Genomic DNA, 13,236 nt, shown 5'->3' with positions numbered 1-13,236 from the left:
ATAAAATATTTAAGAGTTACCGCGCACCATAGCCGTAACACCTGTGCGAGAAAGCTCTCTGATCCCATAAGGCTTCAAAAGCTCGATCATCGCATCAATCTTCTGTGTATCTCCAACTACCTGCACCAGCAATGTTGTACTTCCGATATCTACAACCGAGGCTCGGAAGGTTTCTACAACACCCATGATCTCCGGACGCTCACTTGGATCAGCGTTCACTTTAATCAGAGCCAGCTCACGTGCTACCATTGGCTTAGCTCCAAGATCAACGACTTTGATAACATCAATTAGCTTATAAAGCTGCTTCTCGATTTGTTCAAGGGTATGCTGGTCGCCAAGAGTAACGATAACCATCCGGGATAATCCGACCTCTTCGGACTGGCCGACTGTAATACTCTCAATATTAAATCCGCGGCGACCGAACAAACCTGACACCCGCTGAAGCACACCCGGCTGGTCATTTACGAGTACAGAAATCGTATGTCTTGTCACTGTTATTCATCCCCCATCAGCATATGATCGATGGTTGAACCTTGAGTTACCATCGGGTAGACATTCTCGTCTTTTGGAACAACGAATTCTACCAATACTGGACCCGGTGTTTCCAGAGCTTGCTGCCATGCATCACGAGCCTCTTCCTTATTCGTGGCCCGTAGACCTTTTACGCCATAAGCTTCAGCCAGCTTTACAAAATCCGGACTGCCTGCAAGGTCTGTATAGCTATAACGTTTGTCATAGATAAGATTCTGCCATTGGCGAACCATTCCAAGTACCTGATTGTTAATAACAACGATTTTGACCGGTATGTTGTTAATCGAACAAATCGCAAGCTCTTGGGAACACATTTGCATGCCGCCGTCTCCGTTAATCGATACTACCAATCGATCAGGATGTGCCATTTGTGCACCAATTGCTGAGGGGAATCCGAAGCCCATCGTTCCAAGACCACCTGAAGTAATCCATGAACGCGGATGATTGAACTTGTAATATTGTGCTGCCCACATTTGATGCTGGCCAACGTCCGTAGTAACAATCGCTTCACCGTTAGTGGTGTCATTAATCATTTCAATAACCCATTGTGGTTTAAGCTCTGTCTCCGAATCTTTATACCTAAGTGGCTGATCAAGCTTCGACTGCGCGATATGCGTTCTCCAAGCATCAGCCTTAGATGCACGGCCAACCTCAGGAATCAGCATTTCCAGTACAGTTTTTACATCTCCAACGATCGGAATATCAGGCGATACATTTTTTCCGATTTCTGCAGGATCAATATCGATATGCACGATCTTGGCTTTTGGCGCGAAGCCGTCAAGCCTACCCGTAACACGGTCATCAAAGCGGGCGCCGATATTAATGAGCAAATCGCATTGTTGAATCGCATTGTTTGCGGTATATGTGCCATGCATACCTGGCATTCCCATCCAAAGCTCTTCTGCACTTGGGAAGGCTCCAAGTCCTAGCAAGGTTGTAGTGATTGGAATCTCTGTCCGTTTCACGAATTCGAACATTGCTTCATGTGCTCCGGAGTAGATAACTCCTCCACCCGCAATGATAATTGGACGTTCAGCAACCGCAATCGCACGAACCAATTTATCAAGCTGCAGTTTGTTTGGAACTGTACAAGGGTTGTAGCCACGAAGATTTACGGTCTTCACTGGTGTGAACAATGTCTTTGCCGCGGACACATCTTTCGGAATATCGATCAACACAGGACCTTTACGACCCGTATTCGCCACATGAAAAGCTTCATGAATGACACGTGGGAGATCCTCAACATCTCTTACAAAGTAGCTGTGCTTAGTGATTGGCATCGTGATTCCGGTAATGTCTGCTTCCTGGAAAGCATCTGTACCGATCAAGCTGGAGAATACGTTACCTGTGATTACAACCAATGGAGTGGAGTCCATATATGCTGTAGCAATACCTGTTACAAGGTTTGTTGCTCCAGGACCTGAGGTTGCGATACATACCCCTGGTTTGCCACTTGCTCTAGCGTAACCGTCAGCTGCATGAATCGCGCCTTGCTCATGACGTGTTAACACGTGATTGAAATCCGTAAAACCGTACAATGCATCATAAATGTACAATACAGCCCCACCTGGATAACCGAATACTGTGTCTACACCCTCCAATACAAGGCTGCGGAGTAGTATTTCCGAACCGGTAATGACTTCCGGCTCCATCCATTTTTCTTTTAGCTGCTCTGTAGACCGTAATTCCGGTATTTGCGCGCTCATCAGTATTCCTCCTCCGATATTTAACATTCATTATGCAAATGACGGACCGTCCTCTATACATCAGCAATAGTTATTTATAAAACAAAAAAACCTTTCGCCTCCCACGCACAGTATTAGCGCGTGAGGGACGAAAGGTTGATCTTCCGTGGTACCACCCATGTTTGCATTACATCTCGCGATGCAACGCCTTATCAGGTATACAAAAATCCATCGATGTAGGCAAGGGCCCTAATCTCTGTAACCTGAAGTCCGTAACGCGGACTAAACGATTCCCCCTAATAATTCCACCACTCTAGCCAGTGGACCTTTCAGGGAAACAGCTCCGAGGTGAGCTCGTATATAAGGGATTTCGGTGGAGGTTGCAGCAAATCCTCACACTCTCTGAGCAAAAGAGCCCTTAAAACTTCGTCCTCATCATCGCCGATACATGTATGTTCGTTAAAATGTTTAGACACATTATATGATTCCTAACACGGATAGTCAATACCCATATTTTTAAAATCGTCACAACTCCTACTTCTACGCTCTCGGAACGCCTGACCCTCTCCCAACATATGATGTACGACAATGCGTGGAAAGGGGACGCTCTAATGATTCGCTATCGTCGACCCAAGCAGGATGACGTTATTATTTTTGATTTAATCGAGCGACAGCTTGTACCATTATCTCATCTGCCGCAAACTGAAATCACTAAAATCAAAAAGGATTTACCCCGTCGCCTGGGACACGGAATCACCCTTGTCACCTGTCCCGACTATGAAAGCGATCCAAACGGGTTTGTCCATTTCTTGCTGCATGGTGATTTACTCTACATCGATATGCTGGCTATTGCACCCGAAGCCCGGCGAAAACACTTGGGGAATATGCTTATGGATCGAGCAGAAAGGTTTGCACTATCTCGCGGATGTCATCGTTCTAAGGTTTCCGTAGATTTAGGGAATGAAGCAGCGCTATCCTTTTATCAAAAATTGGGCTACAGCGTAGCCCGTTATCAGTCCCTAAGTTTTTGTTATGAGCTTGAGAAACGCTTCATGTAGCTAAAGCAGCTCTGATCGGAACTTAAAAGAATCCAAAAGGTTGATATGGTGTACCTCCGTACCCATAACCTCCATAAGGAGTTCCATATCCGTAACCGCCGCCATAAGGTGTAGCTCCGCCATAGCCACCACCATAACCACCGCCATAAGCATAAGGTGCAGTTCCAACGGCGAGCAAATCAAACAGCACTAATGGAATGATTGCTTTCGTTTGTACTTTTTTACCACTTACACGTTGCAATATAAGACGATTTCCTGATACTCGTAGCAGCTTACCTGTAACCTGAGTGCCATCCTTTTTCACAGCGATGATCTGCTTACCTACGAGTCTCATAACCTGCTTTTTCGTAACTGGCTTAGTCATAATATCCCCTCCAAAAAAATGTTTTGCAAGCCTCTGATTCCCATCATCTTCAAAACAGTTTATTCGTTTAGAAGGACCTTCGCCTGTACACTTGCCTGTACTTTTCAATGTTTATCCATATCGATGCTAACAAAAAAACCGCATTTCCGGAAAAAGTCCGGAGATGCGGTTCGGTAATGTTATAAGCTAAAAATTGAAAAGATCTAGCGCTTACTAGGATCGTATGGCTGACCTAACGCCTTAGGAGCAGCGGAACGACCTACAGCACCCACCAATACAATGATCGTTAATACGTAAGGAATCATAAAGATAAACTCTTGTGGAATGTCCTTTGACCATTCAAACAATTGTACGTAGTTACGGATCGCTTGAGAGAATCCGAAGAATACAGCAGCGCCAAAGGCACCAAGCGGATTCCACTTACCAAAGATCATCGCTGCAATCGCAATAAAACCTTGACCTGAAATCGTATTATGTCCAAAGGTTCCCGTTGTAGTTAGAGTGATTGTAGCACCACCGATACCAGCCAGCAATCCACTCAGCATTACGCCGATATATCTCATCCGCTTCACCTTGACCCCTAAGGTGTCTGCAGCACTAGGATGTTCACCTACTGCGCGTAAACGCAGTCCAAATGGCGTTTTAAACAAAACGAAATAAATAACAATAACCAGCACAATGGCCAGATAAGTGGTCGGATAGGAATTAAATATCCCTTCACCAATCACCGGGATTTTAGAGAGTCCAGGAATTGCAACCTTGTTAAACCCATCGATTAGTGGAGTTTCAGCAGATCCATCAAACAACAGCTTTACCATGTAGAGCGTACTGCCTGCGGCTAAAAAGTTAATAACCGTACCACTGATCGTCTGATCCGATTTAAAGGTAATAGCTGCAACTGCATGAATTAGTGAACCAAGTACCCCGACGGCCATAGCACATAGTACGCCAACCCAAGGAGCCCATTCACCCATCCCAGCATCTTGAGCATAATAACCGCCCACTGCTGCGGCAAAAGCACCAAACATCATCAAACCTTCAAGTCCAATATTTACGACACCGGAGCGTTCAGAGAAGATGCCGCCAAGTGAGGCAAAAATAAGCGCTGTGGAAAAAACAAGCGTTGTATTAAGCAGTTGACCTAACGTCTGCAGATCCATCTATAACACCTTCTCTTTCTTGCGCTTGAAGTAAAAGGGCTTAAGCACCCAGCGCACAATCCCTTGTGCCGCAATAAAGAATATGATTGAACCTATAACGATACGAATAAGCTCTGGAGGAACATCTGCAGCAAAACTCATTCCTGCAGAACCATAAGTCAACGTACCATAGAGAATCGCAGCAAGAACAACACCAAGTGGATGTGTTAAACCAAGTAGAGCCACTGCGATACCATCAAATCCATATCCTGGTGATGCCGCGAACACAGATTGATAATGGAATACACCCAGTACCTCCCCTGCTCCGGCCAACCCTGCAAATACTCCACTTATGAACATTGCTTTTACAACGTTACGGCCAACATTCATACCTGCGTACTCGGCAGCATGAGGATTGTAACCAACAGCACGCATTTCATATCCTTGTTTAGTCTTCCATAAGTAGACATAGAAGAATACTGCTGCGGCAAGGGCAATAGCTGTTCCCCAGTGCAGACGTGCATTGTCAAATAACGAATTCAAGAACGTCATAGAAAGTGAAGCTGGAATATCCTCGGAACGATTCTGTCCCGGGAGTAACAGAAATGCTCTTACAATATAATTCGACAAGTACAGAGCAACCCAGTTTAACATGATCGTGGTAATAACTTCATTAATCCCACGTTTGGCCTTCAAGTAGCCAGCGATACCAGCCCACAGACCTCCACATAACCCCGCTATAATAACAGCAAGCGGAACCAATATGAATCCTGGCAAGGCTGCAAATTTAATGCCCACCACGGTCGCAGCTGTCATACCAATCATCACTTGTCCGTCTGCCCCGATATTAAACATCCCTGAACGGAATGCAAAGGCTACGGCTAAACCAGTGAGCATTAATGGCGTCATTTCGCGCACGGCTTCACCAAAGTTGTACAAGTTACCAAATACGCGTGAGAACAGTGCGGAGTAAGCAGTTATCGGATCATAACCACCCATAAGCATAACTATTGCTCCCACAAGAAAACCAAGCACGATGGCGACAAGAGGAACGATATAGCTGTCAGTTGTGAAGATTTTTTTGAACTTATTCAACTGCCTTACCTCCCCGCTTCAAGCTGCCTGCCATCATAAGACCCAGTTCCTGGTCATTCGTATCCTGCGGGAACACTTCACCGACAATTTTGCCTTCATAGATAACAGCAATTCTGTCTGATACATTCATAATCTCGTCCAATTCAAACGAAATGAGCAAAACAGCTTTTCCTTGGTCACGCTGTGCGATAAGCTGCTTTTGAACAAACTCGATAGCACCAACATCTAGACCGCGTGTTGGTTGTGCTGCAATAAGTAATGTCGGATCTTTATCTATTTCCCGAGCAATAATCGCTTTCTGTTGATTTCCGCCGGATAGAGAACGTGCTTTGGTCTGAATTGAAGGTGTACGCACATCAAATTGCTCCACAAGACCTTCAGCATATTTATCAATGACATCATTTTGCATAAAGCCATTTTTGTTATATGGACTCTTATAGTAAGTTTCCAGAACCATGTTCTCACTTACTGAGAAATCAAGCACCAAACCATGCTTATGACGGTCCTCTGGAATATGAGACACATTCATCTCCGTAATCTTACGCGGGGATAAATTAGCTATTTCGTTCCCGGACACCTGAATAGAACCAGAATCAATTTTACGCAGACCTGTAATGGCCTGAATTAGTTCACTCTGTCCATTGCCATCTACACCAGCTATTCCAAGAATTTCTCCGGCTTTCACATCAAAGCTAAGGCCGTCCAGCACTGAGACACCATCTTTACTCTTGCTGTTCACATCCTTCAGCTCGAGTACAGTTTTGCCAACCTCAGGAGCCTTCTTATCCACCTTGAAGGTTACGCCACGTCCAACCATCTTCTCAGCTAGTTCATTCGGATTAGTCTCTGCGGTATTTACGGTATCGATTACTTTTCCGCGTCTAATAATGGTGACCCGATCAGATATTTGCATAATTTCTTTAAGCTTATGCGTAATCAGGATAATAGATTTTCCCTCTGCAACAAGCCGCTTCATAATCGCCATCAATTCCGTAATTTCTTGAGGCGTAAGTACTGCAGTCGGCTCATCAAATATGAGAATATCCGCTCCGCGGTACAGGGTCTTCATAATTTCTACCCTTTGCTGCATACCTACAGAAATGTCATGAATAACGGCATTTGGATTCACTTGCAGGCCATATTGCTCCGATAGCTTCCGAACCTGTTCCGCAGCGGATTTATAGTCAATTTTAAGACCTTTCTTCGGCTCCATCCCAAGAACGATATTCTCAGTCACCGTAAAAGGTTCCACAAGCTTGAAATGCTGATGCACCATACCAATACCAAGCTCAATCGCTTTATTGGGGTTATCAATAATAACCGGTTTCCCGTCGATTTCAATACTACCTTCATCCGGTTGGTACAATCCAAATACGATATTCATTAGAGTAGATTTGCCTGCACCATTCTCACCTAGCAATGCAAGGATTTCACCCTTCTTTAATGTCAAGCTAATGGAATCGTTAGCAACAATACCGGGAAATCGTTTTGTGATTTGCTTCAACTCTACGACTGGAGCCGCAGCACTCATGGAATCACCCTCATCACAGAAATATATAACTACCATGTAGACACGGATGTACCGCCCTTTTCAAGGCGGTATAACTGTGTCTAACTTATTATAACCAGTGCTTTAACAAGGAATAAGGCCAGCGCATAACCGGCCTTATTCCTTGTTGCTTATTGATATCCGATAAATTAAAGGGAGATATTACTCTGCAGGAACTGTAATGATTCCATCAATGATTTGTTTTTTGAAATCTTCAACTTTAGCCAAGATCTCTTCAGAAACGTTAACTTTAGATGTATCAGAGATACCTACACCATTGTCTTTCAAACCAAGAACAGTTGTAGTACCGCCTTTGAAAGTACCGTCGATTACTTCTTTGGAAACCTTCTTCACAGCTTCGTCAACGCGTTTGATCATGGAAGTCAAAGTTACGTCTGTACCAAATTCAATGGATTGGTCTTTGTCTACACCGATAACCCATACTTTAGCACCGCCGGCTTTGTTACGGGATTTAGCTTCGTTAAATACGCCATTTCCTGTTGCACCAGCAGCAGGGAAGATGATGTCATTACCATCGTTGTACAATGTAGCTGCAAGGGATTTACCAGTATCCGGTTTGTCATATGCACCTGCATAAGTAATTGTAACTTTAGCTTCAGGGTTAACTGCCGCTACACCAGCTTTAAATCCTACTTCAAAACGTTTGATTACTGGGCTTTCCATACCACCAATGAAAGCTACTTTGTTAGTTTTTGTAGTCAAACCAGCAACCACACCAACCAAGAAAGAACCTTCGTTCTCAGAGAAAGTAACGGATGCAACGTTAGGAGCATCTACAACGCTATCGATAATTGCCAAGTTAGCATTTGGGTTCTCACCAGCAACCTTTTTAATTGCGTCGCCAAGATCAAAACCGATACCCCAAGTCAAGTTGTAGCCATCTTTAACGAATTGGTTAAGGTTTGGCTCATAGTCAGCATTGGATTTACTTTGCAAATATTTAACGGAAGTGCCAGTTTCTTTTTCAAGAGCCTGTAATGCTTCCCATGCGGATTGGTTAAACGACTTATCGTTAACACCACCGATGTCAGTAACCATACCAAATTTGAAATCTTTTCCAGCGTTTGTTCCACCATTTGTTCCTGCGTTAGTCTCGCCATTTGCAGCATTCTTAGCGTTGTTGTTTCCGCAACCCGCCAATACTACTGTAAATGCCAGCAACATTACAAGAGATAGTTTGAAAACTTTTTTCATTGAATGTGATCCCCCTTAAAATATTGGATGTCTTCTGTGTTCTGCTTGGACATTCCATAGATCAAATTATAACTGCAATAAAATCTAAAATCCAGTCCATAAATGACCTCAGGTCAATAATAATTTGTACTTTTTCGCAAGTAACCGCTTTCCATGACACGGCATGTAATCATCATGTTTGGGTGATGTTAGAAAACCTTAATTTCTTCTGTATAGTATTCCAACACATTACAAATATTATTGCACACTTATGCGTTTTCTATTATCATGATTGCTTAGTATTTGCACTGAAAGGAAGTTATCAGATATGACCGATGAAAAAAATCCACAAACGATGCCGGCTTTTAAGTATTGCCGTGAATCACGCGTTTTCAAAACAGGACGCGTTTTCCCTAATGATGTCAACAATCACAAAACATTGTTTGGCGGCAAGCTTATGAGTGGCATTGATGAAGTAGCCTCCATTTCAGCTATGCGCCATTGCCGCGCTAACGTCGTCACAGCCTCTACAGACTCCGTTGACTTTTTGAGACCTATCCGACCTACAGACTCTGTATGCTTCGAATCCTTCGTTTCTTGGACAGGACGCACAAGCATAGAGGTATTTGTAAAGATCATTTCAGAAAATCTATATACGGGTGAGCGCGCCGTAGCCGCCACTTCATTTCTTACCTTTGTTGCAGTCGGCGAGGATGGCACTCCCACTCCGGTTCCTGCTATTATCCCGGAAACCGATGAAGAGAAACTGATCAATGAATCCGCTAATGAACGTTCTGAGCTGCGCAAAGTGAGAAGAACCATCAGCAAAAAACTCGCTGCCGAACTCAATACTGTGAAGTACTGGGAATAACTCTGCATCAAGCAGAGTTTTTTCCTCATTCCTTAAACAAGCTTTCATTCTATACACTGTATACCGCACAAAAAAGCACCGCTGCATGGGCAACACGCAGACGGTGCTTTTCGATTATATCACAACACTTACGCGTTGATTTTCTCTTTGGCAATACCAGCCAATGAGTTGAATGCGTTAAGATCATTTACAGCCAGATCAGCCAACATCTTACGGTTAACTTCTACACCAGCCAATTTCAGGCCGTATACAAGCTTGCTGTAAGAAAGACCATTCAAACGAGCTGCTGCATTAATACGAACGATCCACAGTCTGCGGAAGTTACGTTTAGTTTGACGACGGTCGCGGTAAGCGTAAACCATCGATTTCATTACTTGTTCTTTAGCTGTTTTAAAAATGCGGTGTTTAGAACCGAAATAACCTTTTGCCAATTTCAACACTTTTTTATGTCTACGACGAACTACAAATCCGCCCTTAACTCTTGCCATATTAATAAACCTCCCAAAAATGTGTGATAAACTATTTCAAGTTAGCCAATCCTTGTTTCAAACGTCTTACATCCCCAGGGGCCATTACTGGATTACCGTTCAGAACGCGCTTAGCGCGTTTAGATTTGTGGGACAGCAAGTGGTTTTTGTGAGCTTTGTAACGTGTTACTTTACCAGTTCCGGTAATTTTGAAGCGACCTTTCAGGCTGCTATGTGTTTTCATCTTAGGCATGGTGTTTCCTCCTTGAATATTATGCGGCGCCAAATTGCAGGTAAGCAAGTGACTCCAGATTTATTGGGCTTTAGGAGCCAAAATCATAATCATGCTGCGACCTTCCAGCTTAGGCTGGCGCTCAACAACAGATATATCAGCCACTTCGTTCTTAACTCTCTCGAGGATTTTCTGGCCGATATTCGCATGTGTAATCTCACGTCCGCGGAAACGTACGGAGCACTTCACTTTATCGCCTTCACCCAAGAACTTGATCACATTGCGGAACTTGGTTTGATAATCATGTTCCTCAATGTTAGCACGGAACCAGACTTCCTTGATATCAACGATCTTCTGGTTCTTACGTGCTTCCTTCTCTTTCTTCTGCGTTTCATAACGGAACTTGCCGTAATCCATGATGCGGCATACCGGCGGCTTAGCCTGCGGTGCTACATTGACTAAATCTAGATTAAGATCGATCGCCATTTGCAACGCTTCGCGGATCGGTTTAATTCCGATTTGTTCACCTTCCGCACCAACCAACCGAACTTCTTTGGCCCGAATTTCATCATTGATCATATGTTCCTTACTGATAACTCTCCACCTCCGGATCTTTTTAGCAACTATACTATCCTACTCCATAAAAAAGGGGTGCCGGTAACACCCGACACCCCGTGTTTGATCAACGTTCATGAACATTAACATTCATAAAGCATTGAGATCAAAACCAGCCGGCGAAAATGCCAGTCAGGTGAGAAGCAGGTGCTTCTTCTTGCAATCCCTATGATTTGCGTACTTGAATACTATACACCACTCCAAACGGAGTGTCAAATCTTTTTATACAACATCTTTAAATATGTTAAACCTGTTTGCTTTGCACTTCTTCAAGTCTTACGACACGCGTATGCTTGGTATGGCTCCATTGCTTGTTGTTCTGCGTGAAGAACGCATAGAACGTAATAGGATACCAAGAGATCAGGTAAATTGGGAAGAACAACAGATAAGCGTACACCTTCTTAAATTTAACCTTCTCCAAAGCCATCGCAACCCCAAAGGTCACCAGATTCAAGCCGATAGCAAGGAAGCCGAGCCAGACTGGCAAGCTGCCGTAAATATTAGCGATGTTTGGTCCGTTAAAGAGGGCCATATCCACCCACATTACCGCCGTCATTAAAAAGGTAAGCAAAACAATATATACATTCGCTCCGTAAAGCGCGAGGTCAAACTTTGTTAAGCTGCGTTCTTTAATACTTTGCCAAAGTAATGGAAAAAAATAACGACGTGCTACAGTAAAGTGTCCCTGCATCCAGCGCAGACGCTGTCTTGATGAAGCCTTGAAAGTTAGAGGCTTCTCATCAAAAACCTTTGCGTCATAATTGAACTTTGGATATACACCATGAGATGCACTGCGCATCGTGAACTCCAGATCTTCAACCAAGCTTGTAGCTCCCCAGCCCATCTCTTTAAGAAGAGTGGTCTCGAAACACATTCCTGTTCCGCCAAGGAAGTTCGCCATATTCAAATTATGGCGTGAAAGTTGCCACAAACGGTTAATATACCAATACGACACACCATACGCTGCAGTGATCCATGAATCTTCTGGATTCTTAGTATCAATATAACCTTGAATAACACGTGCTCCTGAACAAAGATCATTGTTCATCTCCATTAGGAACTCTGTATGTGCCAGATTATCGGCATCAAACATTACGACTGCATCATATTGACGCTGCATGCCCCAAAGCTCCTTGAGCATCCATTCAATTGCATAACCTTTACCACGCAGATTCGGGTTAGTGCGGACACAAGCGTTCATTCCGTGCTCTCTAACGATGCGAGCTGTACCATCTGTACAATTGTCACAAATTACAAATACGTCAAACAGTTCTGAAGGATAGTTAAGCTGCTTCAGGTTCTCCATTAACGCGCCGACGACTTCTTCCTCGTTATGTGCAGCAACTAGTACTGCAAATGTTTTTTCTGGCTTATACTTTGTTTTTGTCTTTTTCCTGTGTAGACCAAATAACGAAAAGGTAAACTGATAAACTGCGATTGCTGCCAAGATCACTTGGAGCGTAACAAACAGTGCGTCTGTCATGACCTTTTGATGCCCCCTTTTTTCACTCTCGGTGTTCTTTTTTTCTCTCTAGATTGCTTAACGTTCCTTCTGACCCTTTTGTTGCATCCCTTTACAATAGACCAAGAGTATTCTTATTCTCGGCAGACTTCACAATTTTTATATATGTTGTTTAAAAGAATTGTATGGAATCCATGATTTAGGATCCTTATTTATCTCTTACCCTTTTAAACATGTTTAGTCCGCTTGAATCATTGTACGGCGTTAGCGGCTCTAAGTCAAAACTAGCAAATTTCTAGCAAAACTGAGCTTTTCCTTGAAATGGACTACCTTTAAAAAGTATGATTAAGACAGATCTATGCTAAAGAACGGACTGCTCATAAGCACCTGTTATCGGTAGCCAACTGGCGGAGGGACAAGATATGAGACATTTATTCATGAAGCTACATCTCTGGGAGCAGCGCCTTTTTAAGTGGATCAACGGACGAATGCATAATCGCTTTCTGAACTTTTGGCTCTTCTATCTCACTCATTTGGGTGGAGCTACAAGCACAATTGTTATCAACATACTGATCTGGGCATTTGCTCCTCAGGCATGGAGAACTGCCAGCCTGCAAGCAATGACAGCTCTAGCTGTTAGCCATTTGCCCGTTGCTGTCGCCAAAAAACTGTATCCACGCATGCGGCCTTATCTGGCGTTACCGGATACGAACACATTTCGTAATCCATTAAAGGATCATTCTTTTCCGTCTGGTCATACTACAGCTATCTTTGCTTCAACGGTCCCATATATGGTAGCATTTCCTGCCTTAACCGTTATTCTGCTGCCCCTGGCCTGTATTGTCGGGTTTTCACGCATTTATCTGGGATTACATTATCCATCAGATGTATTTGCAGGCTTAGTGATCGGAACCAGTGTCGCAGCAGGTACCATAGCCTTATGGATCTGAAGTATATAGGTTAAACCGGGAAAA

Annotated in this window: 14 protein-coding genes and 1 other annotated feature; of the genes, 3 read left to right on the top strand and 11 right to left on the bottom strand. The window is 43.7% G+C overall.

Annotated features, from left to right (window positions below; genetic code table 11):
• Window positions 1–9: 9 nt before the first annotated feature.
• Window positions 10–498, bottom strand: coding sequence for an acetolactate synthase small subunit (gene ilvN, locus ACN6MV_RS06795; protein WP_209445830.1), 489 nt, complete (start codon window positions 496–498; stop codon window positions 10–12).
• Window positions 495–2,237 carry a biosynthetic-type acetolactate synthase large subunit gene (gene ilvB / locus ACN6MV_RS06790; RefSeq protein ID WP_339289680.1) on the bottom strand — a complete coding sequence of 581 codons (1,743 nt, stop codon included), beginning with the start codon at window positions 2,235–2,237 and terminating at the stop codon, window positions 495–497. Before ilvB ends, ilvN begins: the two co-directional genes overlap by 4 nt.
• A 590-nt stretch (window positions 2,238–2,827) precedes the next feature.
• Here ilvB and ACN6MV_RS06785 point away from each other — a divergent pair.
• Window positions 2,828–3,274 carry a GNAT family N-acetyltransferase gene (locus tag ACN6MV_RS06785; protein WP_339289679.1) on the top strand — a complete coding sequence of 149 codons (447 nt, stop codon included), beginning with the start codon at window positions 2,828–2,830 and terminating at the stop codon, window positions 3,272–3,274.
• Between the two features lie 22 nt (window positions 3,275–3,296).
• Here ACN6MV_RS06785 and ACN6MV_RS06780 read toward each other — a convergent pair whose 3' ends face one another.
• The 5 genes from ACN6MV_RS06780 to ACN6MV_RS06760 all read right to left on the bottom strand — a co-directional run bounded on the left by ACN6MV_RS06780 (window position 3,297) and on the right by ACN6MV_RS06760 (window position 8,636).
• Window positions 3,297–3,638 (bottom strand): hypothetical protein, encoded by a 342-nt coding sequence (locus ACN6MV_RS06780; protein WP_339289678.1) that lies wholly within the window; start codon window positions 3,636–3,638, stop codon window positions 3,297–3,299.
• Window positions 3,639–3,841: 203 nt separating this feature from the next.
• Window positions 3,842–4,798, bottom strand: a complete 957-nt coding sequence (locus tag ACN6MV_RS06775; RefSeq protein ID WP_339289676.1) for an ABC transporter permease — start codon at window positions 4,796–4,798, stop codon at window positions 3,842–3,844.
• Window positions 4,799–5,872, bottom strand: a complete 1,074-nt coding sequence (locus tag ACN6MV_RS06770; protein WP_042125082.1) for an ABC transporter permease — start codon at window positions 5,870–5,872, stop codon at window positions 4,799–4,801.
• Window positions 5,865–7,403 carry an ABC transporter ATP-binding protein gene (locus ACN6MV_RS06765; protein ID WP_042125080.1) on the bottom strand — a complete coding sequence of 513 codons (1,539 nt, stop codon included), beginning with the start codon at window positions 7,401–7,403 and terminating at the stop codon, window positions 5,865–5,867. The genes ACN6MV_RS06770 and ACN6MV_RS06765 overlap by 8 nt, the downstream gene beginning before the upstream one ends.
• A 180-nt stretch (window positions 7,404–7,583) precedes the next feature.
• On the bottom strand, window positions 7,584–8,636 hold the full coding sequence (locus ACN6MV_RS06760) for a BMP family lipoprotein (protein ID WP_419885975.1): 1,053 nt from the start codon (window positions 8,634–8,636) through the stop codon (window positions 7,584–7,586).
• Between the two features lie 307 nt (window positions 8,637–8,943).
• Here ACN6MV_RS06760 and ACN6MV_RS06755 point away from each other — a divergent pair, with 307 nt between their 5' ends.
• Window positions 8,944–9,486 (top strand): acyl-CoA thioesterase, encoded by a 543-nt coding sequence (locus ACN6MV_RS06755; protein ID WP_042125076.1) that lies wholly within the window; start codon window positions 8,944–8,946, stop codon window positions 9,484–9,486.
• A 128-nt stretch (window positions 9,487–9,614) separates the two neighbouring features.
• Here ACN6MV_RS06755 and rplT read toward each other — a convergent pair whose 3' ends face one another.
• The 4 genes from rplT to ACN6MV_RS06735 all read right to left on the bottom strand — a co-directional run bounded on the left by rplT (window position 9,615) and on the right by ACN6MV_RS06735 (window position 12,283).
• Complete coding sequence (rplT, locus tag ACN6MV_RS06750; RefSeq protein WP_042125073.1) at window positions 9,615–9,974, bottom strand: 50S ribosomal protein L20; 360 nt, start codon at window positions 9,972–9,974, stop codon at window positions 9,615–9,617.
• A 31-nt stretch (window positions 9,975–10,005) separates the two neighbouring features.
• Window positions 10,006–10,206, bottom strand: coding sequence for a 50S ribosomal protein L35 (rpmI, locus tag ACN6MV_RS06745; RefSeq protein ID WP_036679507.1), 201 nt, complete (start codon window positions 10,204–10,206; stop codon window positions 10,006–10,008).
• A gap of 60 nt (window positions 10,207–10,266) precedes the next feature.
• Window positions 10,267–10,764: a translation initiation factor IF-3 gene (infC, locus tag ACN6MV_RS06740; protein WP_042125071.1), complete on the bottom strand. Its 498-nt coding sequence runs from the start codon at window positions 10,762–10,764 to the stop codon at window positions 10,267–10,269.
• Between the two features lie 56 nt (window positions 10,765–10,820).
• Window positions 10,821–10,965, bottom strand: a sequence feature (ribosomal protein L20 leader region).
• A gap of 79 nt (window positions 10,966–11,044) precedes the next feature.
• Window positions 11,045–12,283 (bottom strand): glycosyltransferase family 2 protein, encoded by a 1,239-nt coding sequence (locus ACN6MV_RS06735; RefSeq protein ID WP_042125070.1) that lies wholly within the window; start codon window positions 12,281–12,283, stop codon window positions 11,045–11,047.
• 401 nt (window positions 12,284–12,684) lie between these two features.
• Here ACN6MV_RS06735 and ACN6MV_RS06730 point away from each other — a divergent pair, with 401 nt between their 5' ends.
• Entirely contained in the window at window positions 12,685–13,212 is a 528-nt protein-coding gene (locus tag ACN6MV_RS06730) for a phosphatase PAP2 family protein (protein WP_042125066.1), read from the top strand.
• The last annotated feature ends 24 nt before the right edge of the window (window positions 13,213–13,236 follow it).

The organism is Paenibacillus sp. B-A-8 (assembly GCF_048572915.1).
Classification (GTDB): Bacteria; Bacillota; Bacilli; order Paenibacillales; family Paenibacillaceae; genus Paenibacillus_AQ.
The sequence above is the reverse complement of the archived record's forward strand: the minus strand, read 5'-3'. Positions and strand labels throughout refer to the sequence as shown.

Excerpts from the sequence above, each read along its gene's own strand:
- ACN6MV_RS06760 (WP_419885975.1), bottom strand. The coding sequence starts at position 8,636 with ATGAAAAAAGTTTTCAAACTATCTCTTGTAATGTTGCTGGCATTTACA.
- ACN6MV_RS06735 (WP_042125070.1), bottom strand. The coding sequence starts at position 12,283 with ATGACAGACGCACTGTTTGTTACGCTCCAAGTGATCTTGGCAGCAATC.
- rpmI (WP_036679507.1), bottom strand. The coding sequence starts at position 10,206 with ATGCCTAAGATGAAAACACATAGCAGCCTGAAAGGTCGCTTCAAAATT.
- rplT (WP_042125073.1), bottom strand. The coding sequence starts at position 9,974 with ATGGCAAGAGTTAAGGGCGGATTTGTAGTTCGTCGTAGACATAAAAAA.
- ACN6MV_RS06780 (WP_339289678.1), bottom strand. The coding sequence starts at position 3,638 with ATGACTAAGCCAGTTACGAAAAAGCAGGTTATGAGACTCGTAGGTAAG.
- ACN6MV_RS06765 (WP_042125080.1), bottom strand. The coding sequence starts at position 7,403 with ATGAGTGCTGCGGCTCCAGTCGTAGAGTTGAAGCAAATCACAAAACGA.
- infC (WP_042125071.1), bottom strand. The coding sequence starts at position 10,764 with ATGATCAATGATGAAATTCGGGCCAAAGAAGTTCGGTTGGTTGGTGCG.
- ilvB (WP_339289680.1), bottom strand. The coding sequence starts at position 2,237 with ATGAGCGCGCAAATACCGGAATTACGGTCTACAGAGCAGCTAAAAGAA.
- ACN6MV_RS06785 (WP_339289679.1), top strand. The coding sequence starts at position 2,828 with ATGATTCGCTATCGTCGACCCAAGCAGGATGACGTTATTATTTTTGAT.
- ACN6MV_RS06730 (WP_042125066.1), top strand. The coding sequence starts at position 12,685 with ATGAGACATTTATTCATGAAGCTACATCTCTGGGAGCAGCGCCTTTTT.
- ACN6MV_RS06775 (WP_339289676.1), bottom strand. The coding sequence starts at position 4,798 with ATGGATCTGCAGACGTTAGGTCAACTGCTTAATACAACGCTTGTTTTT.
- ACN6MV_RS06755 (WP_042125076.1), top strand. The coding sequence starts at position 8,944 with ATGACCGATGAAAAAAATCCACAAACGATGCCGGCTTTTAAGTATTGC.